This is a genomic window from Massilia sp. Root133, assembly GCF_001426525.1.
In the GTDB taxonomy this organism is placed as follows: Bacteria; Pseudomonadota; Gammaproteobacteria; order Burkholderiales; family Burkholderiaceae_D; genus Telluria; species Telluria orientalis.
In genome coordinates, this window is the sequence record NZ_LMEW01000034.1 from 22,459 (window position 1) to 47,346 (window position 24,888).

The 24,888-nt window shown below is 67.3% G+C and carries 16 protein-coding genes; 12 read left to right on the top strand and 4 right to left on the bottom strand.

The window, feature by feature from the left end; all coding sequences use genetic code 11:
* Positions 1–5 precede the first annotated feature (5 nt).
* Positions 6–3,170, top strand: coding sequence for a hypothetical protein (locus ASD28_RS24665; RefSeq protein ID WP_056134887.1), 3,165 nt, complete (start codon positions 6–8; stop codon positions 3,168–3,170).
* On the opposite strand, the gene ASD28_RS24670 is transcribed toward ASD28_RS24665, so the two are convergent.
* From ASD28_RS24670 to ASD28_RS24680, 3 genes are all read right to left on the bottom strand, one after another.
* Complete coding sequence (locus ASD28_RS24670; protein WP_056134891.1) at positions 3,139–4,743, bottom strand: diguanylate cyclase; 1,605 nt, start codon at positions 4,741–4,743, stop codon at positions 3,139–3,141. The two genes, ASD28_RS24665 and ASD28_RS24670, sit on opposite strands and share 32 nt — an antisense overlap.
* 95 nt (positions 4,744–4,838) lie before the next feature.
* Complete coding sequence (locus ASD28_RS24675) at positions 4,839–5,999, bottom strand: hypothetical protein (RefSeq protein ID WP_156403835.1); 1,161 nt, start codon at positions 5,997–5,999, stop codon at positions 4,839–4,841.
* Positions 5,974–8,166, bottom strand: a complete 2,193-nt coding sequence (locus tag ASD28_RS24680; protein WP_056134896.1) for an OsmC domain/YcaO domain-containing protein — start codon at positions 8,164–8,166, stop codon at positions 5,974–5,976. The genes ASD28_RS24675 and ASD28_RS24680 overlap by 26 nt, the downstream gene beginning before the upstream one ends.
* Before the next feature lie 238 nt (positions 8,167–8,404).
* Between ASD28_RS24680 and ASD28_RS24685 the strand changes: the two genes are divergently transcribed.
* Complete coding sequence (locus tag ASD28_RS24685; RefSeq protein ID WP_056134899.1) at positions 8,405–9,838, top strand: sugar porter family MFS transporter; 1,434 nt, start codon at positions 8,405–8,407, stop codon at positions 9,836–9,838.
* A 78-nt stretch (positions 9,839–9,916) separates the two neighbouring features.
* Here the strand turns inward: ASD28_RS24685 and ASD28_RS24690 are convergent, their stop codons facing one another.
* Positions 9,917–10,603, bottom strand: a complete 687-nt coding sequence (locus ASD28_RS24690) for a PHB depolymerase family esterase (RefSeq protein WP_056134902.1) — start codon at positions 10,601–10,603, stop codon at positions 9,917–9,919.
* 593 nt (positions 10,604–11,196) lie between these two features.
* Here ASD28_RS24690 and ASD28_RS24695 point away from each other — a divergent pair.
* Genes ASD28_RS24695 through ASD28_RS24740 form a run of 10 tightly spaced genes read left to right on the top strand, consistent with a single transcriptional unit; the run spans position 11,197 to position 24,819 of the window.
* On the top strand, positions 11,197–13,653 hold the full coding sequence (locus ASD28_RS24695; protein WP_056134905.1) for a TonB-dependent receptor: 2,457 nt from the start codon (positions 11,197–11,199) through the stop codon (positions 13,651–13,653).
* 16 nt (positions 13,654–13,669) lie between these two features.
* Entirely contained in the window at positions 13,670–14,710 is a 1,041-nt protein-coding gene (locus ASD28_RS24700; RefSeq protein ID WP_056134908.1) for a LacI family DNA-binding transcriptional regulator, read from the top strand.
* A 34-nt stretch (positions 14,711–14,744) separates the two neighbouring features.
* Positions 14,745–15,500 (top strand): SDR family NAD(P)-dependent oxidoreductase, encoded by a 756-nt coding sequence (locus ASD28_RS24705; RefSeq protein ID WP_056134911.1) that lies wholly within the window; start codon positions 14,745–14,747, stop codon positions 15,498–15,500.
* A 17-nt stretch (positions 15,501–15,517) separates the two neighbouring features.
* Positions 15,518–17,524 carry a DUF4962 domain-containing protein gene (locus ASD28_RS24710; protein WP_056134914.1) on the top strand — a complete coding sequence of 669 codons (2,007 nt, stop codon included), beginning with the start codon at positions 15,518–15,520 and terminating at the stop codon, positions 17,522–17,524.
* Positions 17,521–18,510: a sugar kinase gene (locus ASD28_RS24715; RefSeq protein WP_056134917.1), complete on the top strand. Its 990-nt coding sequence runs from the start codon at positions 17,521–17,523 to the stop codon at positions 18,508–18,510. Before ASD28_RS24710 ends, ASD28_RS24715 begins: the two co-directional genes overlap by 4 nt.
* Positions 18,507–19,817, top strand: coding sequence for an MFS transporter (locus tag ASD28_RS24720; RefSeq protein ID WP_056134920.1), 1,311 nt, complete (start codon positions 18,507–18,509; stop codon positions 19,815–19,817). Before ASD28_RS24715 ends, ASD28_RS24720 begins: the two co-directional genes overlap by 4 nt.
* Positions 19,798–20,556 (top strand): GDSL-type esterase/lipase family protein, encoded by a 759-nt coding sequence (locus tag ASD28_RS24725; RefSeq protein ID WP_056134921.1) that lies wholly within the window; start codon positions 19,798–19,800, stop codon positions 20,554–20,556. Before ASD28_RS24720 ends, ASD28_RS24725 begins: the two co-directional genes overlap by 20 nt.
* Positions 20,553–21,335, top strand: a complete 783-nt coding sequence (locus ASD28_RS24730; protein ID WP_056134924.1) for a polysaccharide lyase family 7 protein — start codon at positions 20,553–20,555, stop codon at positions 21,333–21,335. Before ASD28_RS24725 ends, ASD28_RS24730 begins: the two co-directional genes overlap by 4 nt.
* Positions 21,332–22,063: a ribonuclease activity regulator RraA gene (locus tag ASD28_RS24735; RefSeq protein WP_056134926.1), complete on the top strand. Its 732-nt coding sequence runs from the start codon at positions 21,332–21,334 to the stop codon at positions 22,061–22,063. The genes ASD28_RS24730 and ASD28_RS24735 overlap by 4 nt, the downstream gene beginning before the upstream one ends.
* Before the next feature lie 29 nt (positions 22,064–22,092).
* Entirely contained in the window at positions 22,093–24,819 is a 2,727-nt protein-coding gene (locus tag ASD28_RS24740; RefSeq protein ID WP_056134930.1) for a TonB-dependent siderophore receptor, read from the top strand.
* Positions 24,820–24,888 lie beyond the last annotated feature (69 nt).

Genomic DNA, 24,888 nt, shown 5'->3' on the forward strand with positions numbered 1-24,888 from the left:
CTACCATGGACATCACCCAGTTCACCACTGCGCAGGCGCAGAACCGCCTGCAGGCCGACGGCCTCGAAACGCTCGGCCTGACCGGCCTGCAGCTGGCGCCGCGCTGGTCGACGACGTCGGCGCCCACGTTCGATCCGGTCGCGCTGACCCTGGCGCTGACGAATGCGGAATGTCCGTTCGGCGGCATGCTCACGTGGCACGTCCATGGCAACGAGTTCACCGATGCGCAGGGCCAGCCGATCGATGCGTTCTGCGGCGTGATCCGGCTGCATCCGCACGCACAGCAGCGCCTGTTCCGCGTGGCCGCCGCGCGCTATGCCAACGGCGGCACGCTCGCGCACCCGCTGCCCGTCGCGATGCTGTTCCGGCTGACGTCGCCGCCGGACGAGACGCCGCGCCGCATCGAAGCCGGCGATCCCGTGCCGCCGCCGAAGGACGGCAGCCTGCCGGCGTCGCTCGTGGTGTCGTTCCACGACGCGCGCGGCCTGATTATCTGCCCCGTGGCCGTGGCGGCCATGTTCGCGGACCTGATCCAGGGCCTGCCGGGACTGCGCTATCCGAAGGCGCCGGGCACGGTCGGCGACGCCGGCGGACTCACTGCCATCGCCGCGCTGCCCACGAGCGGCGCGATCCTCGTGCAATTCGCCGACCTGCACGGCAACCTGTACCAGCCCACGCGGCCCGGCAACGTCATGAACGTCGTCTCGCCCGGCCCGTCGACCACCCCCGTCGACCATGCGACGGGCTATGCCACGCTGGCGGCCAGCCAGACCATCGCCGCGGGCAGCGGCGACAATGGCGTGCTGCGCTTCGGCTTCGCCACGCGCGGCACCTTGGACCGCACGCCGCTGTCCATGCCGGCGCTGCCCGCGACATTGCCCTCGCCGCCGTTCCCCGCCACGACAGGGCCGACGCTGGCGCGCCAGTTCCTGCGGGTGGTCGTGGTCGACCCCGAGTGGCATTTGCTGGGCAACCGCGACGTCGCCCCGCGCAACACCATTCCCGGCGACGACGGCACGACGCCGGCCGACCTGGTGCCGAAGGTGCGCGACCGCGTCGCGATCGACTACGCGGTCGACGGCGTCAACACGTGGGCGCTCGCCGACGGCGTGCTGGCGCGCTTCCAGGCGGCGGGCACGGGCCTCGTCTACGCCTGCTCGCCCGCGTTCGCCGCGTTCGGCCTGCCGCCCGCGCCGGCGCCCGGCACGACGGTCGCGTGGCCCGCGTTCCCGCCGCCGCCATCGCCCGGACCGGGTGCGGCCACGAACGTGGCGCCGGGCCAGGGCGCGAGCGCCGCGTGGGCCGGGCCCGCGTCGCCCGACGTCGTCTTCACCGTGAAGGCGGCGGCCGCGCCGAAGGATGCGCACATCCGCGTGTATGCGCGCCGCTTCGCCGAGATCGCGAGCATCGGCAAGCAGCCGTCGTTCGTGCGCGGCGACGGCGGCGCGGCGCTGGCGGACGGCAGCAACGACGTCAGGATCCTGCTGGCCAACCCGTTCGGCCTGGGCCCGGGCGATCCGCACAGCCCCGGCATCCAGGTCGACGTGGACATCGTGGTGACGGTGCGCGGCGGCCAGCGCAAGCTGTGGAGCGGCATCCGCGTGCCCGTCGACCCGCCCGTCGCTCCGCCCGTGAACACGTTCGGCGGCACCGACCGCCTGCCGCTGGTGCCGCCCGAGATGCAGGGCTGGTGCCCGGTCCCGCTGTTCGGCCTCCCCCGCACGACGCCGGCCGCGAACGGCGGCACCCTGGCCGCGTTGTCGCGCAGCCTCGCCTCCGAAAGCATCCCGCGGGTCGGCCCGCGCCTGCCGCTGATGGCCCGCTTCGAGACGATCGTCGCGGCGGGCATACCGGATGCCGGCGCCGGCAACGGCGCGCTGTCCTGGCAGGCCATGGTGACGGGCGCGCGCTGGATGCCGGAGTCGCGCTCCGCCCAGCACACGCAGGGCAACCCCGGCAACCCGGCCGGTCCGGACATCCACGCGGCGGGCGCGCGCGTGACGGGCGCGCTGGCCTACGACTTCGCGTGGCACGCGCTGCGCCGCGCCAAGCCGCCGCTGCCCTTCCCCGGCGCGCCGACCCTGCTGGACGGCTGGATCCTGTACGGCGCCGGCGACAACATGAACGAACCGGCCACGCCGCCGAACGATGCGGCGCCGAACGCCGGCACCAGCATGGGCGCGGCGCTGCAGACCATCGCCGCCGTGTGCGATACGCCCGAGCTGTCGCTGGCGCCGGAATCGGCTTTCGAGGACACGACGACGGTACAGGACATCGTCGACGCGGTCTCGAACGCCGTCAATCCGGGCGGCACGCCGCCGACCGTGAACTCGCCCAACGGCGACCGGCTGCTGCGCGAGATCCGGCGCGAATACTGGGTCGCGAAGCACGGCCGGCGCGACGCCCTGTGGTCGCTGCGGCGCGCGCTGGGCGAAGCGCGTGAGCTCATCTACATCGAGGGCGCGCAGTTCGCGCCCACGGCCGCCAACAACGGCGGCATGCCGGCCCACATGCTCGACCTGGCCCAGGTCATCATCGACCGCATGACGGATCACCGCGACCTGCGCGTGGTGGTGGCGCTGCCGTGGGACACCGATTTCGCGCACAGCGGCCCGCCGATGAATTTCGAGACCTTCGTGCAGCAGGCGATCGGGGCGCGCAAGGCGCTCGTATCGGCGTTCCCGAACATCATCAGCGACCGGCTGGCCGTGTTCCACCCGCTCGGCTTTCCCGGCCGCGCGACCGCGATCCGCAGTGCGGTCGTGATCGTCGACGACGTGTATGGGCTGGTCGGCACGAGCCACTTCCGCCGCCGCGGCATGACGTTCGACGGCGCCGCCGACCTGGTCTCGTTCGACCGCGTGATCGAGGACGGCTATTCGAAGACGCTGCGCAAGTTCCGGCGGGCGCTGATGGCCACGCGGCTGGGCGTGCCCGTCGGGACGGGGCCGGCCGACGCGACCGCGGAATGGGCCGCGCTGGAACTGCCGCGCACCGCGTTCGGCGTCGTGCGCAATCTGCTCGGCGAAGGCGGTGCGGGACTGATCCAGCCGCTGTGGGAGGGGTATAACCCGGATGTGATTCCGGCGACCGACGACGAGGCCGATCCGGATGGAACGGATGGGACGACGCTGCTCGCTACGCTGACGAGTTTTCTGGCCAAGGCGTGACGGCCGCCGCGCACACCTGGTTCCTGCCCGCGGCCTTGGCCGCATACAGCGCGGCATCGGCCGCGGCCAGCAGGGTCGCCTCGTCGCGGCCATGCTGCGGAAACAGCGCGACGCCCGCCGAGAACGTCCTGCCGACGTCGACGCCATTGGACGCGAAACGCAGGGCGGAGAACGCGACCCGCAGTTCGTCGATGCGTTCGATGGCCAGGCCGAGCGTCACGTCGCGCATGATGACGACGAACTCTTCGCCGCCGTAGCGGCACGGGGAATCGGTCGGCCTGACCTGTTGCCTGAGCAGACCCCCGAGCGCGCGCAGCATGACATCGCCCAGCGCGTGGCCGTGCACGTCGTTGACCGTCTTGAAGTGATCGACGTCGATCATGACGACCGCGAACGCGCCCTGGGTGCGCGCGCTGCACGTCAATTCGCGCGCCAGCGCGTCCGTCAGGTAGAGGCGGTTGTACAGCCCCGTCAAAGGGTCGCGGATGACCTGCTCCTGCAACTGCGCCTGCATCGATCGGATGGTGTCCAGCTGGGCCTTGAGCTGCGCGTTCGCCTGCTCGAGGGCGAGCGACGTCGTCCGCGCTTCGGTGACGTCGCGTACGATCAGCACGGCGCCGATCGTGTTGCCGTCGTCATCGCAGATGGCGAACGTGCGCAGTTCGAGATGCCGCGCACCGCCATGCACGAATTCCGTCGTCGTCGGGGCATTGCCGAGGCGGGCCACGTGTTCATCCAGCTCGGCCAGCTGTTCGCCGAGCGGGCGGCCCGGCTTGACCGGCGGGCCGATGTCGAACAATCGCCGGAGCGCCGCATTGCTTTCGACGACACGCCGCTGGGCATCGATGACGATGAAGCCGTCGGTGACGGCCGAGCCGATCTTTTCACGCGCCACGGCGACGAGATCGAACAGGCCGCGACGGAAGATCGCCAGCGACACGAGGATGCCGCTCGCGACCAGGCCGATGGGGGTCGGATCGAGATCCGGCGGGGACACGCCCGCGATGAACGTCACGTTGCAGATGACCGGGACGATCAGGGCGCCCAGCAGGATGCGCGTCTGCCGCCGCACGTGCCGCGATCCCCGGTCGTACGCGGCCACGAGAGCAAGCACCGACTTTGCGACCAGTACATAGCTGTACAACGAATGGACCCAGAACAGGGGGCCCATCTGGAAAATGCTGTCGGTGGACTCGCCGCGCCACGTGCCGAAGCACAAGCCGTGCAGCGGCGACAGCGCGGCCGCGAGCACGACGGCAGGCACGATGGCCAGCGCCAGCAGCCGCGATCGCGGCCATCTGTTCGTGCCGCGCGTGTAGCTCAGCACGAAAACCAGCGTGAGCGGCGCGATCGCGACGACGGCCGGGAAGATGACGCGCATCCGCAGGAACATGGCGTCGTCCGGCCACAGGCGCGCGAACGGCAGCGCGTAGCAGGTCAGCCACCAGGCCGCGCTCAGCTGCATGGCGAGCAGCGCCGGGGCACCGGGCGCGTGACGGCGGGTCCAGGCGACGGAGGCCAGGAACAGCGCCGTCACGGCACCGGCCAGCAGGAGGAAGTTAAAGATTTGCATGATCGCGGATGAGCAGGCGCCCAGCTTATCATCATGCCACGATCAATTTCCCACGAGAACTAAATTCTGTTACAAGGGAACAACACGGCATAAGTTCATGAACCCGGATCGCCGGCGCGCGGCACGTCGTGTCGCCGATAGATATGCCATAAGGGAATCGCCGCGGTGATGACGGTGGCAAGCACGAAGACCATGTCGATCGAGTACAAGGTCCAGTCGACCAGGTTTCCTAGCAAGAACTGCCTGATCGTGGCGACCCCAAGAATGACCGCGATCAGGTCGACGCCCGGGTTATCGTCCGGCCTGAACACGAGGTAAGCCGCCGGGATGCACAGCAAGACAATCAGCAGGACGACCATGGTTCGGTACCACGGCGCGCGCCGCACGATCAATGCGCACTCGTCCTCGCCATAGGCCTTGTTGCGCTCGGCGGCCGTGAGCGCCACGTCGTCGACGTAGTCGGACCATGCTACCGCCTTGTTGACCGTCATCGAGTCGGACAAGCGCACATTGGTAATGATGGTGTCCAGGGGCACCGTCGTCCAGTTCGAATCCCTGGATCCGCTCATCTTCAAGCTCGGCACAAAGCCGGCACGATACGTATCAAAAGGGAAATCGCGCAGCCATCCGGACGCGCGAAGCCGGGTTTCTTTCACGCGAAACACCATCGTGTTCCCCCAGCGGCGCTCACCCTTCTGCATATCCACGTCGATGTATTGGTCCATGCCGAAAGACGCGCGCGGGGAGCGAAGTTCGCCGAGGCTGACGGTCGCGGACCAGTCATCGTTCGGGCGCAGCTTCTTGTAGGTGTCCGCCGAAAGAATCAGTTCTCCGGAAATAAACAATTGCCCCGTTTCTTTATCCGTGATGTCGAGCGAAAGATAATCCAGCTTGTTGCGATCGGCTGCATCGATCAACGTGTGGAAATTCCCGCATCCGGCCCAGTGGCCGCGCCATAGGTCGCCCTGGGGTGGCGTACGAAAATAGTCGTAGCCGATAAACGCGGCCATGGACAACAGGATGACCGCAAGCAGCAACGGCGAGTACCGGCATGCCTGATTGCGGAGTGCTCGAAAAAATATACCGAAGGTCAAAAATATCGCCTTGTTTCGTGTTCGTTCCACATTGTAAATGCGGGAGTCGACGTAACCGCCACCCGCACCCGCGCTCGCCCGGGTGCCGGGTGCGGGTCGCAGAACCAGCGGCAGCAGGCGGGTTGACGCATGACCTTCAGCGCCGCGTGGCCCGCGCCGCATGCAGCTTGCGGTAACTGTCCATCAGGCGATGATGCCGGTCGAGCCCTTCGAGCTTCATGCTCGTCGGGCTCAAGCCGTGGAAACGCACGCTGCCGTCGACCGAGCCCAGCACCGCATCCATGCGCGGATTGCCGTACATCCGGCGGAAATTGGTCACGTAGTCGTCCAGTTCCAGCTCGTCGTCCAGCACCACTTCCAGCACCACGTTCATCGCCTGGTAGAACAGGCGCCGCTCGACGGTGTTGTCGTTGTATTGCAGGAAGGCGCCCACCAGCTCGTGCGCTTCCTCGAACTGCTGCAACGCGAGCTGGATCAGCAGCTTCAGCTCGAGAACCGTCAACTGGCCCCACTCCGTGTTCTCGTCGAACTCGATGCCGATCAGGGTGGCGATGTCGGAATACTCGTCCAGCTCATTGTTCTCCAGGCGATCCAGCAGCGCAGCGAGGGCGTCGTCGTCCAGCCGGTGCAGGTTCAGGATGTCTTCGCGGAACAGCAGCGCCTTGTTGGTGTTGTCCCAGACCAGGTCCTCGACCGGGTAGACTTCCGAATAGCCGGGCACGAGGATCCGGCACGCCGTGGCGCCCAGCTCGTCGTACACCGCCATGTACACTTCCTTGCCCATGTCCTCGAGAATCCCGAGCAGGGTCGCCGCTTCCTCCGCATTGGCATCCTCGCCCTGCGCAGTGAAATCCCACTCGACGAAATCGTGATCCGCCCTGGCGCTGAAAAAGCGCCACGACACCACGCCGCTGGAATCGATGAAGTGCTCGACGAAATTGTACGGTTCGGTCACGGCTTCGCTGGCGAAGGTCGGCGGCGGCAGATCGTTCAGGCCTTCGAAGCTGCGGCCCTGCAGCAGTTCGGTCAGGCTCCGTTCCAGCGCCACCTCGAAGCTCGGATGCGCGCCGAACGAGGCGAATACGCCGCCGGTACGCGGGTTCATCAGGGTCACGCACATGACGGGATAGGCGCCGCCCAGCGACGCATCCTTGACCAGCACGGGAAAGCCCTGCGCTTCCAGTTCCTGGATCCCGGCCACGATGCCCGGGTATTTCGCCAGCACCTCCTGCGGCACATCGGGCAGCGCGATCTCGCCTTCCAGGATCTCGCGTTTTACCGCACGCTCGAAAATCTCGGACAGGCATTGCACCTGCGCTTCGGCCAGCGTGTTACCGGCGCTCATGCCATTGCTGGCATAGAGGTTCTCGATCAGGTTGGACGGGAAATAGACCGTCTCGCCGTCCGACTGCCGCACGTAAGGCAGCGACACGATCCCGCGCGCGACGTTGCCGGAATTGGTGTCGACCAGATGCGAGCCGCGCAATTCGCCTTCCGGGTCGTAGATGGCGCGGCAGTACGGATCGAGGATCTCGTCCGGCAATGCATCGTCGGGGCCGGGCTGGAACCAGCGCTCGTCCGGATAATGGACGAAGGCCGCGTTGGCGATCTCCTCGCCCCAGTAGCTGCCGGCATAGAAATGGTTATTGCTGATGCGTTCGATATACTCGCCCAGCGCGGACGCCAGTGCGCTTTCCTTGGTCGCGCCCTTCCCGTTGGTAAAACACATCGGCGAATGCGCATCGCGGATATGCAGCGACCACACGTTCGGCACGATGTTGCGCCATGACGCGATTTCGATCTTGATGCCGAGGCCGGCCAGCAGCGCGGACATATTGGCGATGGTCTGTTCCAGCGGCAGGTCCTTGCCGGGAATATAGGTAGCGGCGTCGGCGGCAGGCTGCAACGTCAGCAACGCCTGCGCGTCGGCATCCAGGTTCTCGACTTCTTCGATCACGAACTCGGGCCCGGTCTGCACCACTTTTTTCACGGTACAGCGATCGATCGAACGCAGGATCCCCTGGCGGTCCTTCTCCGAAATGTCAGGCGGCAGCTCGACCTGGATCTTGAAGATCTGCTTGTAACGGTTCTCCGGGTCGACGATATTATTCTGCGACAGGCGAATATTGTCGGTGGGGATATCGCGGGTGTTGCAGTACAACTTCACGAAGTACGCCGCGCACAGGGCCGACGAGGCCAGAAAATAATCGAACGGGCCCGGCGCCGAGCCATCGCCCTTGTAACGGATCGGTTGATCCGAGATGACCGTGAAGTCATCGAACTTGGCTTCCAGACGCAGCTTGTCGAGAAAGTTGACCTTGATTTCCATCGGAGATTCCTAGTATTTCAAAACACAAAGCCCCGTGAATACAGGGCTTTGCAGGGTAAGGCAAGCATCTTACCCGATCCATTGCCCGCGGGCGAATGCAACGGCTCGGAATGCATTGACACGAGGGCGGAAATCGTACAGACTCGACAAGATGTTAGCGCTATTGGTTTGATGGTACAGGATGTTATAGACCTACACTGACGGCGACGACAAACCAAGACTATCCAAGGAGACTTGTATGAACACCAGTGCCGTCGAGAGCACGAGTACCATCCAGGAGGCGGAAAACACCCGCCTCATCGTCCTGATCAGCTGCGTCGCCACCATCGGCGGCTTCCTGTTCGGTTTTGACAGCGGCGTCATCAACGGCACCGTCGACGGCCTGAAGCAGGCCTTCCATTCGACCGACGCCGAACTCGGCTTCGAAGTCGCGTCGATGCTGCTGGGCTGCGCGCTCGGCGCCTTCACCGCCGGCCGGCTGGGCGACCTCTGGGGCCGCCGTACCGTGCTGCTCATCTCGTCCGTGATGTTCCTGGTGTCGGCACTGGGCGCGGGCTTTGCAACGAGCTCGGTCGTCTTCGTCGCCGCGCGCGTGCTGGGCGGCTTCGCGGTCGGCGCGGCCAGCGTGATGTCGCCGGCCTACATCGCCGAAGTGGCATCGGCCCGCTACCGCGGCCGGCTGGCGACGGTCCAGCAGATCGCCATCATCAGCGGCCTGTTCTGCGCCTTCCTGAGCAACTATTTCTTGGCGCACGCGGCCGGCGCGTCGACCGGCGTGCTGTGGCTGGGACAGGAAGCATGGCGCTGGATGTTCTGGATGATGGCGATTCCGTCCGTGCTGTTCCTGCTGCTGCTGCTGACCATCCCGGAAAGCCCGCGCTTCCTCGTCGCGAAGAAGCGCAAGGACGAAGCGCTGGCCGTGCTGCAACGCCTGTACGGCGCAGCCTCGGCCCGCGCGAAGTTCGCCGCGATCGACGTGTCGCTGGCCGAAGACCACCACCGTCCGCGCCTGTCGGACCTGGTCAACAAGACGACCGGCAAGCTGCGCCCCATCGTGTGGGTCGGCATCGGCCTGGCGACGTTCCAGCAGCTGGTCGGCATCAACGTGGTGTTCTATTACGGCGCGGTGCTGTGGCAGGCCGTGGGCTTCTCCGAAAGCGATGCGCTGCTGATCAACGTCCTGTCGGGTGGCCTGAGCATCGGCGCCTGCATCGTCACGGTGTTCCTGATCGACCGCATCGGCCGCAAGCCCCTGCTGTGGATCGGCTCGGCCGGCATGGCGGTGACGCTCGGCATCGTGACGTTCGCCTTTGCCAGCGCCTCGCTCGACGCGACCGGCAAACTGGCCCTGTCCGGCACGATGGGCGTGGTCGCCCTGGCCGCTGCGAACATCTACGTGATCTTCTTCAACATTTCCTGGGGTCCGGTGATGTGGGTCATGCTGGGCGAGATGTTCCCGAACCAGATCCGCGGCTCGGGCCTGGCGGTCGCCGGCGCGGCCCAATGGACGTCCAACTTCCTGATCACGGTGACCTTCCCGATGCTGCTCGCGAGCATCGGCCTGGCAGGCGCTTACGGCCTGTACACCGTGGCAGCCGTGATCTCGGTCTACTTCGTGCTGCGCTACGTGCATGAAACGCGCGGCAAGGAACTGGAGCAGATGGAAGGCTGATCGCACGCGGTAGCCCCCGACCAAAAGGTCGTTGATGAGCGCATCCGCCTCATCAACGACCTTTCGTTTTTTCCGGGATTACTTGAATCGATCGAAGAAGGCCTTGGACTCCTGCGCCGAAAAGCCGGGGTACCAGTGGCCACCCGTCTCGGTGCCGCACCAAACCACGGGCTTGCCGCTGTCGCAGCCCTGGTACTCCACGCAGCCGTTACTACCCAGGGGCACTGTGGCGGCACTGCAGCTATTGCGCTTGAGGAAAACATCGCGCGCCTCCATCCCCGCCGAGTACGGCACCGTGTTGCCGTCCTTGGCGTGGATGAACAGCGCCGCCACCTTGTAGGAAGAACTGGCGCAGCCGCTCCAGAGCGAACCGGCCATGGGCACGATCGCCCGCACCACGTCGCCCATCTGGCAGCCGATGGCGTTGGACATCATGCCGCCAAAGCTGAAGCCGGTAGCAAAGACACGCTGAGGGTCGGTGCATGCGCCCTGCTGTACCTCGCCGATCATCGCGCGCAGGAAACGGATGTCGCGGTCGCCCGTATTGGCCCACCCCTTGTCCAGGCCCTGCGGGGCAATAAAGATCGCATTGTCGCCATACAAATTCTTCAGACCGAAAAAGGCGCTCCAACCGTAGACATCGGCGGCGCTGCCATCGCGCCAGTGCAGCCCGATGATCACGGGATAGGCCTTGTTGCGGTCATAGGTGGCCGGTAGTTCGATCCAGTAGCTGCGCTCGATACTGTCGCTGGTGAGCGAATGCATGCCGGTCGCCAGCTTGGAACCGCTGCCGCAGCCCGCGGCGCCGGTAGCGGGCACGGCGACGGGAGGTGGCGACGCCGACGCCGGTGTTGGTGTCGACGTGGCGGTGGCACCTGTGCCCCCTCCGCAAGCAACGAGCGTGGTGAATACCAACGCGGCCCCTGCATGTCTCATATCTCCTCCTTGTCAAAGCGTTGAGTCGGGTCGGTGACCGGATGCTTTTTCGCCCGATTCTAATGGCCGCGTTCGCCACGGTGTTTTATGTTTTTCGCCAGAATCGGACATGTTTTCGAACTTTTGGCTCGAAGCGGTCGAGGCCGGCGAGGACACGCGCGAGGTGACGATGTTGCTGTCGACCTCGCCCCCCGCCTCGCCCCGACGCTTTGTGGTCCGGACAACTGGCGCCGGATCGTTCATGAATAAAAAACAGTTGACTCGCCGAACCGTTCGTATATCCTTCACTGCATCGCTACAGTAGATCGATACAGATGCCGAGACGGCGCAGGATCAATCCACGAATCACCGATTTTTTTTAAGCATTTACTGTAACGATACAGAAGATCGTGCAAGTTGAAAAAAATAACGAAGGAGACAATATGTTGACCAGAGCCGTATCCAGGCCCACGCGCGGCCCGCGCGTTCCGATCGCCACCGCGACCACGCTGGCCCTGCTGGCCTGGGCGCCCGTCCAGGCGCAACAGCCGAGCAATGACGACTCGCTGCAGCCGCCAGACCTGCAAGCCGCTTCCGCCCCGCAGCCCAAGCTCGAGCAAGTCGTCGTCACCGCCAACCGCCGGGTCGAAAAGCTCGAGGACGTCCCCGCGTCGATCTCGGTGCTGGGCGAGGAAACCCTGCAGCGGAACAACGTGCGCGAACTGGTCGACATCGTCAACCTGTCTCCCGCCCTGTCGATCTCGGTCGGCACCCAGGTCGGCACCAACAGCATCAACATGCGCGGCATCGGCACCACCTCGAACAACCTCGGCATCGAGGGCGACGTCGCGGTCCTGGTCGACGACATCCCTTACTCGCAGGCGCAGCAGGCGTTCAAGGATGCGTCCGACGTGGCGCGCGTGGAAGTGCTGAAGGGTCCGCAAAGCACGTTGTTCGGCAAGAGTTCGATCGCCGGCGCGGTGTTGATGACGACCAAGCCGATCGGATCCGGCCCGATGCGGACGCGCGTGAGCCTGTACCGCACCAGCGACCATGAATACCGTGCCTCCGCCGCCCTGAGCGGGCGCTTGAGCGACGACGTCGGCCTGCGCCTGTACGCCAGCAAGACGAACTTTCCTGGCATGCTGCACAACTTGACCAACGACACGATGCAGAACGGCTCGGGCGGCAGGAGCTTCCTGGCCAAGCTGCAATGGCGGGTGACGTCCGACCTCGACCTGATGATCGCCCCGCATTTCGACCACTCACTGTCGACCGGGAACACGGCCGCCATCATCGCCATCGATCCGGGCGTGGGCTACCTCTACAACAAGAAATACACGGCGCTGTCGAACACCGTCGTCCTGCGCGGCATCCACATCGGCCCGTGGAACCGGGAGATCCGCAACGATTCGCCGACCGGGCTGGAGTCGACCGACCGCGGTGTCGGCGTGCGCGCCAATTATGCGTTCCCGGACGGCTCGCCTCTCGCCGGCCATACCCTGACCTCGATCACCTCGGTCGACAACAACCTGTCGAACGACTTCCGCGACAACGACAATATCGACCTGATCTCGACCTACTACCAGGTGGACGCGAGCGGCAAGCCGTCCGGCATCGCCGATCCGCCCATGCTCAACGGCACCACGTCCAGCAAGACCTCGACCCAGGAATTCCGGCTGACCTCGCCGGACGGCGGCGCATTCCGCTACCTGATCGGCGCGTGGGCGTCGCGCAATACGATCTATCGCACGTATTACCGCGGCAACCCGTTTGTGAAGGAAACCAATTTCACCAACTACCTCACCGATTCGGGCGTCCTCAACCACGCGGTCTATGCCAACACGAACTGGGACGTCGCGCCCCGCCACAGTGTGAGCGCCGGCGTGCGCCTGAACCGCGAGACCAACAATTATTCCTTCCATACGATCGACAGCCTCTCGTCGTCGGCGCCGACCAACGTCCACACCGGCGAGTACTATTATGTCGCCCCGCAGCACAAGGAAACGGCGGTGACGGGCAAGCTGGGCTACAGCTTCCACGTCACGCCGGACGTGATGGCCTATGGCACCGCCTCCACCGGCAACAAAGGCGTCGCCTACGACATGACCAGCGGCGCCAACAACCCGAACGTGTTCGCCCACCTGCCGCTGGCGGCCGAGAAGGCGGTCAGCCTGGAAGCCGGCCTGAAGGCCAACCTGTGGCACAACCGCGCCACCTTCAACGCCGCCGTCTTCCAGACCCGGTTCCGCGACTACCAGACCTCGGCCACGGAGCGCTTCTCGGACGGCAGCCAGGCGAGCGTCCTGTACAGCATCCCGTCGATCCAGACGCGCGGCTTCGAGGCCGACGCCACCGTGCTGGCGACGCGCGCGCTGCTGTTGAACGCGAACCTGGCCTTCACGCGCGCCACGATCCGCTCCTGGGACCAGGGGGCCTGCTACACCGGCGCGACCGACTGCACGATCCCGAACCGCCTGGTGCCCGGCGCCTTCCTGCGCGACGCCAGCGGCGGCTCGATGCCGAATTCGCCCAAGTGGAAGCTGTCGATGGGCGCTGAATACACGCTGCCGCCAGCCGCGTGGCTGCCCTATCCGGTCGCGGTGAATGCCCAGTGGCGCACCCAGTCGGCCGTGCGCGGCGCGATCAGCCAGGACCCGACCCTCGACCGCCCGGGCTACGGCATCCTCGACCTCGGCGCCCACGTCAGCGACGCCAAGGGACGCTACAAGCTGTCCGTGGGTGTGCGCAACGTGCTCGACAAGCACTACGCGGTCGGCAACGTCGGTTCCTTCCTGAATTTCAAGCAGACCAGCGGACCCGACATCAAATCGTATGGCTGGCAGCCGGCCCGCGACGCCTTCCGCTACACGTCGATCCGGCTCGACATGACGTTCTGACAGACCGGGCGACACCATGAACGAACCCAGAATCCAGGACGTCGCCAGGCTGGCCGGTGTCTCGACCACGAGCGTCTCGAATTTCCTGAACAACCGGATGGAACAGATGCGGCCGGACACCCGTCTCAAGATCGGGCAGGCGATCGCGCAGCTGGGCTACCGCCCCAACAGCGCGGCGCGCCAGCTCAAGACCGGCGTATCGGCCATGGTCGGCCTGCTGGTGCCGTCGCTGGCCAACCAGTTCTTCGGCGCCCTGGCCTGCGCGATCGAAACGGCGGCCGCACGCCATGGCTGCCAGGTGATGACCTTCAGCACCTTCCGCGACCCGGACCGCGAGCGCGCCGTCACGGCCGACCTGCTGGCCTACGGCGCGCAAGGCATCGTCACGGGATCGGCCCTGAACGACACCGACCACCTCGCGACGATCGCCACGCGCTGTCCGGTCGTGGCCTTCGATATCCGGCGTTCCGGCGACAACCACGACCGCATCACCACCGTCTCGGTCGACAACGTCGCGGCCACCGCGCTGGCCGTCGAGCACCTGGCCTCGCTGGGGCACCGGTCGATCGCGCTGGTGACGCCGCCGCCGTACACGCTGAACCGCCAGGATCGCCTGAAGGGCTTCCAGCAGGCCGTCGCGCGCAACGGGCTCACCGGCGAACTGATCATCGCGGACGCGAACGAGGCGCCGCGCGACCCGCACGGCGATACCCAACTGTTCGAACTGGGGCGCAGCGCAGCGCCGCGCCTGCTGGCGGCCGCGAGCCGGCCGACGGCGGCGATCGGCATCAACGACATGATGGCGATCGGGATCGGCGTCGGCCTGCGGCAGCTGGGCAAACAGGTGCCGCGCGATTTTTCGCTGATCGGCATCGACGACATCTTTTTCGCGGTCGCCCACGATCCGCCCCTGACCACCGTGCGCCAGCCGATCCAGGCCATGGCGGACGCCGCCGTCCAGCGTATCGTGGCACCGGGCGCCGCCACGGCCGACGACGGCGGCCTGTTCGCACCGGAACTGGTCGTCCGGGCCTCGACCGCCGCACCGCGTACCTAGCAACACCACAACCATGAAGAGGAAGACAAAGGATATGGAACTCATCGGAAAAAAAGCGCTGGTCACCGGCGGCGCATCGGGCATCGGCAAGGCCAGCTCGCTGGCGCTGGCGCAGGCGGGCGCGGACGTCGTACTGACCTACTGGAGCAGCGGCGCCGAGGCCGACGAAGTCGTGGCGCAGATTCGCGCAATGGGCCGGCGCGCGCATGCGATCCAGGCAGACATGAGCGATAGCGGCGCGGCCGAACGGGTGTTCGTCGAAGCCGAATACGTGATCGGCGAGATCGACGTCGTCTTCGCGAACATCGGTGGCCTGATCCAGCGCTGCCGCGTCGCCGAGATGCCGCAGTCCCTGTGGGATGACGCCGTGAACCTGAATCTCACCAGCACCTTCGCGATCTGCCAGGCGGCCATGCGGCGCATGGAGCCGCGTCGGCGCGGGTCCATCGTCACGATGTCGTCGCTGGCGGCCTTCGACGGCGGCGGCCCGGGCTCGACCCATTACGCCGCGTCGAAAGCGGCCGTGGCCGGGTTCACGCGCGCGCTGGCGAAGGAAGCCGGTCCGCTGGGCATCCGCGTCAACGGGGTGGCGCCGGGCCTGATCGCCACCCGGTTCCACGACACGTTCAATACGCCGGCCAACCGCCAGGCCATCGCGGAGCGCACGCCGGTACGGCGCGAAGGCGCGCCCGAGGACGTGGCCAATGTCGTGGTCTTCCTGGCCTCCGAGCGCGCCGCCTTCCTGGCCGGCGAGATCGTCCAGGTCAACGGCGGCCTGGGCCTGTACTGACCGGAACGGAGCACGCGATGAATTCCACCTTCACACGCCGCCGCTTCCTGGGCGCCGGCCTGTCGCTGCCAGCGCTGGCCCTGCAAAACGCCCTCGCCCAGGACGAACGCGAATCGCTGGGCACCGGCCAGGGCAAGCCCACGGCCGGTCCGCATCCCTTGCAGACCCTCATGGCTTCCCACCCGGCACCGCTGCGCCGCGAGCTGCAGGGCGTGCATCCGCGCGTATTCGTCACCGCCGACGGCCTGGACCAGTTGCGCCGGCGCGCCAGGGGCAGCGACCGCGCGCAATGGCAGGCCGCGCTGGCCAGCCTGGTCGCCCTGCGCCAGCCGCCGGCAGAAGCGCCGGCGCAGAAACGGCGCGCGCAGAACGAAACCGCGATCGGCATCATCGGCGCGGCCCTGGCCTACCGCATCGAGGGCGACGCCCGCTACCTCGACGCCGCCCGGCGCTACATGGACGCCGCCGTCAGCTACCCGGTATGGGGCTACACCTACAGCAAACCCGACATCGACCTGGCCGCCGGCCATCTGCTGTACGGCCTGGGCGCGGGCTACGATTTGTTGTACGACGTACTGGAACCGGCCGAGCGCACGCGCTACCGCGACAAGCTGGTGCGCCAGGCCGGCATCCTGGCCGAGCATTTCATGCCGGCGCCGGGCAAGTCGTACTCGTACAGCCAGAACCACTGCTTCATCCCGGTCGCCGGCCTCGCCGTGGCCGCCTACGCGTTGTGGGACGACACGCCGGACGCGGCGCGCTGGGCCGCCCTGGCGCGCGCCATCTTCAGCCGCGTGCTCGACGTGGCCTCGCCCGACGGGTATTTCTACGAAGGCGTGGAGTACTGGATCTTCTCGATGCCGTGGATCGTCCACGCGCTGGATGCCTTCGCCCACGCCGCCGGCGACGACATGTACGATACGCCGGCCCTGCGCCGCACCCACCTGTACATCGCGCACTCGCTGACGCCCAACGGCCAGGACGTGTACGATTTCGGCGACGTGTTCGAGGGTCCGGTCACGCGCTCCCGCAAGGGCGAGGAGCCGGCGCGCACGCACCCCGGCGGCAAGCTGAATTCGAACTACAACCTGTTGTACCGGCTGGCCGCGCGCTTTTCCGACCCGCAGGCGCAAGGCGTGGCCGATTGGATGGCCTCGCTCGGTCACGTCTGCGCGGAAGACTTCTGGACCCTGCTGTGGCGCGACCCGGCCATCGAGGCCGCGCCGATGGCGGCACTGCCGCCCTACCACCATTTCGACGACCTCGGCACGGTGTACTGGCGCAGCGACTGGACGCCGCGCGCCACCGCATTCGCGTTCCGCGCCGGACCGCCGGAAGGCCACCATGTCGCGTCGCTGATCGGCAAGCTGCCCGACTGGCATCTCGAGACCGGCCACGCGCACCCCGACGCCGGCAGCTTCATCCTGTACGGGGCCGGCACCTACCTGACCGGACCGATGGGCTATGCCGGTATCCCGACCAGCAAATTGAGCAATACGCTGCTGATCGACGGCCACGGCCAGGCCAACGAGGGCGGCGGCCACGACGCCTTCCGCGATTACCCGTATGGCCGCCTGGACGCGATCCGCTTCGCCAGCGTCAGACTGGGCCGCGACGGCGCCGAGCTCGTCGCCGACCTGGCCGGTGCCTACCGCCCCGAACTCGGCGTGGAAAAGCTGCAGCGGCGCTTCCGCTATGCCCGCGGCGCGTGGACCGTGACCGATACGCTGCGCGCCAGCAAGCCCGTGGTGCTGACCGCGCAGGTCCATGGCGACGGCGCCATCGCCAGGACCGGCGCCCATCGCTACCTCGTGCAAGGCGCCCCGGCCGCGCTGGCGGTCGACGTCGGCACGGCGGCCGCCAAGGCCGTGATCGAACCGGGGATCGTGGTTGCCGCCGGACCGCCCGGCCACGTCGACCGCGGCCCGACCGAGGAACGCGGCACGGTGCTGCGGCTGTCGCTGCCCGCCAGCCGCGACGCCACGCTCGTGACCACGCTGTCGATCGCGGAGCGCCGCCCATGACGGTTCCGGACGTCGTGACCGTGGGCGAGGCGATGGCGCTGCTGATCGCGCGCACGCCGGGCCCGTTGGAGGCCGTCGGCGAATTCGAGCGCGCCACCGCGGGCGCCGAATTGAACGTCGCCGTCGGCCTCTCCCGGCTGGGCTTCCACGTCGGCTACATCGGCAGACTGGGACAGGACAGCCCGGGGCGCTACCTGCGCGCCTTCATGGCCGACGAGCGGCTCGACCTGCGCCACCTGTCGATGGACGCGCGCTACCCGACCGGCCTGATGCTGAAACAGATGGCCGCCGACGGCGCCGATCCCGAGGTCGAATACTTCCGCCGCGGCTCGGCCGCGAGTCGCCTGTCGGCACGCGACATGCCGGCGCCCGACAGCGATTTCGGACGCGCGCGCCTGCTGCATTTGACGGGCATCTGCCCGGCGCTGTCGCGCGGCTGCAGGGAGCTGGCGTTTGCCCTGGCGCGCCAGGCCCGCGCCGGCGGCCGCACGGTGAGCTTCGACCCGAACCTGCGGCCGCGCCTGTGGCAATCGCGGACCGCGATGATCGAGACGGTCAACGCGCTCGCCTGCGCAGCCGACATCGTGCTGCCGGGCCTGGCCGAGGGGCGGCTCCTCACCGCCTGCGACGACCCGGCCGGCATCGCCCGCTACTACCTCGAACGGGGCGTGCGGCAGGTGGTCGTCAAGCTTGGAGCGGAAGGCGCCTACGTCGCCGGCGCCGACGTGGAGGCAGGCGTCGTGCCCGGCGTGCCGGTGCCCCGCGTCGTCGACACGGTCGGCGCCGGCGACGGCTTCGCGGTCGGCGTGATCAGTTCGCTGCTCGACGGCCTGGACTTGCGCGCCGCGGCGGCGCGCGGCTGCGCCATCGGCGCCCGCGTGGTGCAGTTCCGCGGCGACTGCGAAGGTTTGCCGCGCCGAGCGCAATTGGCCGAAGCACCGGCCCGCCCCGGCAGGACGAGAATCAATATGGAGACACAGGCATGAAAACCATCAAAGGCTTGCGCTGGCTGATCATCTCGCTGGTGGCGGTGGCGACGATCATCAACTACATCGACCGCTCGGCGTTGGCGGTCATGTGGCCCGGCATCGCATCCGAACTGGGCATGGACAAGCGCGACTACGCCAACATCGTGACGATCTTCCTGATCGGCTATGCCGTCGGCCAGTCGCTGTTCGGCAAGGTGTTCGACGCCCTCGGCACGCGGATCGGCTTCGTGCTGTCGATCCTGGTCTGGTCCGGCGCGATCGCACTGCACTACGTGGCGCGCTCGGCGCTGTCGTTCGGCCTGTTCCGCACGATGCTGGGCGTGGGCGAAGCCGGCAACTGGCCCGGCGCCACCAAGGCCATCGCGGAATGGTTTCCGGTGCGCGAACGCGCGCTCGGCCAGGGCATCTTCGGCGCCGGGGCGTCGCTCGGGTCCGTGATCGCGCCGCCGCTGGTCGCCCTGCTGTATGCGGCGTACGGCTGGAAAGCGACCTTCGCGCTGATCGGCTCGCTCGGCTTCATCTGGATCGTGCCCTGGTTGATCGTGTACAAGGCCGGTCCGGCCGCGCACCCGTGGATCGGCGCCGACGAACGCGCACTGATCCTGTCCGGCCCGCGGGACGCCGAAACGACGCAGGGCGAATACGTCCCCACGCTGGCCCAGTTGCTGCGCCATCGCCAGAGCTGGGGCGTGATCGCCGCGCGCTTCTTCATCGATCCGGTCTGGTGGCTGTTCGTCAGCTGGCTGCCTTTGTACCTGAACGAGCGCTTCGGCTTCGACGTCAAGGAGATCGGCATGTTCGCCTGGGTGCCCTACGTCGGCGCCGCGGTCGGCGCGCTGGCCGGCGGCTGGCTGTGCGGCAGGCTGCTGGCCCGCGGCTGGAGCGTGAACCGGGCCCGCAAGTCGGTGATCGCGGCCGGCCTGTTGCTGATGTTCCCGGCCCTGATCCTGAGCGCCGCGGCGGCCACGCCAGTGCTGGCGGTACTCGCCATCGGCGTGATCCTGTTCGGCTTCCAGGCGGCCATCACCAACATCCAGACGCTGCCCAGCGATTTCTACTCCGGCCAGACCGTCGGTACCCTGGCGGGCCTGAGCGGCACCTCGGCCGTGCTCGGCGTCATCGTCTGCATGCAACTGGTGCCGGTCCTGACCGTGGGCGGCGACTACACGCCCTTCTTCATCCTGGGCGCGCTGCTGCTGCCCCTCGTATACCTATCCCTCTGGCTGGGCGGTCGCGTCGATCGCGTGCAGCCCCGCCCATCCCACAAGAAGACTGGAGACCTCGATGAAACCTGCGTTTTGTAATTCCCTGCTGCTGGCGCTCGCGCTCGCGGCCAGCCCGTTCCACGCGCAAGCCGCTTCGGACCAACCCGGCGCGTCGCAGGCGGTCGAGAAGAAGGACGACGGCGTGTTCCTGAAAAAACACGAAGCCATCCTGGCGCGCGCGAAGAGCGGCCCGATCGGGCTGCTGTTCCTGGGCGACTCGATCACCGAGCGCTGGCACATCGCCCCGCACATCTGGGAGACCTATTACGGCAAGTACCAGCCGGCCAATTTCGGCATCGGCGGCGACCGTACCAACCACGTGATCTGGCGCATCGAGCACGGGGAACTGGACGGCATTGCGCCAAAGCTCGTGGTCTTCATGCTTGGTACCAACAACAGCCTCGATTACCCGCCCGAGGAGATCGCGGCGGCCGACCGCAAGATCGTCGGCATGATCCGCGCCAAGCTGCCGGACACGAAGATCCTGGTGCTCGGCATCTTTCCGCGCGGCCCGCGCGACCGCACCGGCAAGCCGGTGACCGAAGCGGGCGTCGAGGAAGCCGCCAGGCGCATGCGCACCATCGACGCCGTGAACCGCGACCTGGCCCTGCTGGACAACGGCCGCGACATCCGCTTCCTGAACATCAACGCCGTGTTCCTGGGCCAGGACGGCAAGATCCCCAACACCATCATGCCGGACCAGTTGCACCCGGGTCCCGCAGGCTACCAGCTGTGGGCCGACGCCATGCAGCCGCTGCTTCAGGAGATGCTCAAATGAAGAACGCCGCCCGTAGCCTGGCCTTCGCCCTGCCCCTGGCGTCGCTGGCGACCGCCCCGCATCCCGTTTCCGCCGCGCCGGCCTTCACGCCGCGCGGCGCGCTGGAACGCCTGTTCGACGTCGAGGGCAGGACGCCATACGCGGCGCCCTACGACGGCACGCTGCATTTCAGCGCGCTCGACTCGAAGTACGATTCCGGCCATGGCCACGGCTATCGCAACGAACTGAAGATCGCCGCCGGGCTGCGCCGCAGCGCCGCGCAGACGCGCGAGCATTTCGCCGCGCGCGTGACGCCGCAGCTGCCGGACGGTGCCAAGACCATCGTCGCCCAGTACCACGTCGAAGGCCTGGACACCATCGTCAAAGTCTACGTGCAGGACACGGCCGACCGCCAGGGCCTGGACGGCAACGGCGGGAACGGCGTGTTCGACATCCTGGTGCGCATGTCCGGCACGGACGGCAAGGAGGCCGCCACGGCGCTGGGCACGGTGCGCTCCGGCCAGCCGTTCGACCTGGACATCCGGTTCGCCGGCGGCGATGCGCGCGTGGCGGTCGTCGGTCCCGACGGCGTGCGGCGCGAAGGACACACCCGCATCAAGCCGGACGAGCGCGCCATCTATTTCAAGTTCGGCGATTATCTGCAGGCGCTCGACCCCGACACGGGCAAGCACACGATCAGCAGCGCCCAATGGGACCGCTACTACGCGGCCAAGCGCATCACGGCCGAGCACGTCGCCTTCACCAACACCGTCTTCGAGCGCGAAGGAGACCAGCCATGACCGCCCCCGGCCTGCCGATCGGCCCCGACCTGCTGGCGACGCTGAAGACGATCTCCACCTCCACCCTGACCACCCAGCTGTTCAAGCGCGGCCTGGCCAACGTGTTCATCCAGGGCGCCCGGCCGCTGAAGACCGGACAGCGCATGGCCGGTCCCGCGTTCACGCTGCGCTACATCCCGGCGCGCGAAGACCTCGACGGCATCGACGTCTTCCGCGACCCGGGCCACCCGCAGCGCGTCGCCGTGGAACAAATTCCGGCGGGCGCCGTGCTCGTGATGGATTGCCGCGGCGACGCCTCGGTGGCGTCCGCCGGCAGCATCCTGGCCACCCGCATGCAGGTGCGCGGGGTCGCGGGCATCGTGACCGACGGCGGCCTGCGCGACGCGGCAGGCATCGCGCGCCTGGAGATGCCGGCCTGGTGCTCGGGCCCGTCGGCGCCGACCAACCTGATCCGCCATCACGCGCTCGACCTGAATGCGCCGATCGGCTGCGGCGGGGTTGCCGTCTACCCGGGCGACATCATGGTCGGCGACGACGATGGCGTGGTCTGCATCCCGGCCCACCTGGCCCACGACGTCGCGCGCGACGGGGCCGAGCAGGAGCGCTTCGAGGATTTCGTGCTCGAGGAAGTGGCGCACGGCGCCAGCATCATCGGCCTGTATCCGCCGACGGCACCCGCGACCCGCGCACGCTTCGACACGTGGCTGGCTGCGCGCACTGCCAAATAAACCAACTACAACACCAAGGAGAAGAGGTTTTGCATACGATAATTCACCCCGGCCAGTTCACCCGCGCGCCGATCGCCGCGGCAGTCACCCTGGCCCTGCTGGGCCTGGCGCCCGCAACCCGCGCCCAGCAAACGCCGGCCGCGGACACGGTCAGCAAAGTCGAGATCACCGGTTCCAGCATCAAGCGCGCCGCCGCCGACCAGCCGCTGCCGGTCACGGTCACCAAGGCCGAGGACTGGGTCGCCCAGGGCGCGATCACGGTTGCCGACATCCTGATGTCGATGTCGACCGCGGCCGACTACGAGCCGGCCACCGGCGCCGGCAACGGCAACGGCGCGAACATGCGCGGCATCGGGACCGCACGCACCCTCGTCCTGCTCGACGGCAAGCGCCTGTCCGACAGCGCAATCGACCCGAACACGATCCCTGTCAGCGCCCTGGACCGCACCGAGGTGCTGCGCGACGGCGCCTCGTCGGTGTACGGCAGCGACGCCATCGGCGGCGTCATCAACTTCGTCACCAGGAAGGCGCACAGCGGCGCCTCGTTCACGGTCAAGGGCAGCGTGCCGCAGCGCAGCGGCGGCGGCGAGACCGAAGGGCTCTCCTTCATCGCCGGCAAGGGCAATCTATCGAGCGACGGCTGGAATGTCTACGTCACAGGCGACCTGAACAACAACATTCCGCTCGGCCAGGACGCCCGCCCCAACATCACCAGTACCGAACGGCTGATGAGCGCCGGCTTCGCGGCGCCGCACCTGACCAAGGGCACCAACGCGGTGCCGGCCAACGTCACGCTGGCCAACGGCTCGACCAAGGTCGGCAACAAGACCATCACCGGCAACCCCTATTTCGACCGCGGCTGCCTGCCGCCGTATTCGAAGCCCGGCACCAGCAACACCTGCTCGGCGATCGCGAACGCCAACACGCTGACGCTGACCACGGCGAAGAAGCAGTCCTCGCTGTTCCTCAAGGGCTCGAAGATGCTATCCGAGGACAACAAGCTGACGGCCACGGTGCTGTATTCCACGATTTATGTCCGTCCGGTAAAGAACCCGACCACGGGCCTGGACGCCTCGATCCAGAATTTCCCGGCCCTCACCATCACGCCGGGCAGCCCGTATTATCCGGGCAAGGGCATCACGCCCGCGATGGCCGGCATCACCGACCAGACGCTGACGCTGGCCTGGTCGCTGATCGGCGACCTCGGCCCGACCGTGCTGAACTACCAGAAGTCGCAGTCGCGCGTGACGCTCGAGGACGAAGGCCGCCTTGGCGCCTGGGATTACAAGGTCGGTATATGGAACGCGGTCTACGCGACCAATTCCTCATTCCGTTCCGGCTTCGTCAACAGCTATGGTCTCCTGGCCGGCGTGGCCAACGGCGTCCTGAATCCCTTCGGCCTGCAGGACGACAAGGGGAAAGCCTACCTCGCGAGTATCTCGACCGACGGAGAACTGGCCGGCAAGGGATTGACGCGCCTGACCGGCGCCGACCTCACCGTCAGCCGGGAACTGATGCGGCTCCCGGGCGGCCCGCTGGCCGTCGCCGCCGGCGCCACGACCTATCACGACTTTGGCCGCTCGTTCGTGCCGCCGACCGTCGCGCTGTCGGGCGGCCAGACCGGCTCCGCCACCGCCGCGGTCGACGTGCACGCGTCACGCAACGTCGCGTCGATGTATGTGGAACTGGACGCGCCGCTGACCAAGGCACTGGACGTCGACGTCGCCGTGCGTACGGACCGCTACAACGACTTCGGCAGCACCACCAATCCCAAGATCAGCTTCCGCTACAAGCCGTCCGACTGGCTGATGCTGCGCGGCGCGGTCGGCACGGGTTTCCGCGCGCCGACGCTGGGCGAGCGCTACTTCGGCGCCGTCAACGGTCCCACCGGCGTGACGACCACCACCTACAACGACCCGCTGTTGTGCCCTGGCGGCGCGCCAGGCGGCAATTCGGGCGGCACCGCCCTGCCCGGCTATTCGCCCACCACGGTGTGCACCGCCAGGCTCCCGATCAACACCGGCGCCAACCCCTCGATCGGGCCCGAGAAGTCGCGTACGATCAATTTCGGCGTCGTGCTCACGCCGACCAGATCGTTGCTGGTCTCGCTCGACTACTGGAATGTGCGCCTGCGCGACGCGATCGGCCAGATGGCGCAGGCCACGCTGTTCCAGCCGCAGTATGCGAGCCTGTTCGTACGCGATCCGAAGACCAACGCCCTGCTGTACATCGACGACCGCCTGAACAACATGGGCGGCCAGCGTACCGACGGCATCGACGTGACGGCCACCTACACGCTGCCGCGCACGCGCTGGGGCACCTTCGGCCTCCAGTTCGACGGCACCTACGTGCACAGCTTCCGCACCCGCCTGACCAACGACAGCCCCTGGATCGACAGCGTCAACACCTTCGGCCCGCTCGACGCCAACGTGTTCACCTACCGCTGGCGCTACACGGCGTCGCAGAAATGGCGCAGCAGCGGCGGCCACTGGAGCTCGACGCTGTCGGAGCAGTACAGGCAGAGCTTCGAAGACTTGAACGCCGGCTCCCTGTTCTACCACCGCATCGACCCCTACCTGCTGGTGAACTGGTCGCTCGCCTACACGGGGTCGCGCAACTGGTCGATCATGGCCGGGGTGAACAACGTGTTCGACCGCGATCCGCCGGCCGCGAACTACCGCAACGAGGGTTACCTCAGCGGGCAAGCCAGTCCGGTGGGCCGCGCGTTCAACCTGCGGGCGACCTACTCGTTCTGAACCAGCGGCAGCTTTTCCACGGCGGATCACTGTAACGTTACAGTGCCGTGACGATGCCGGGTTCGCCCG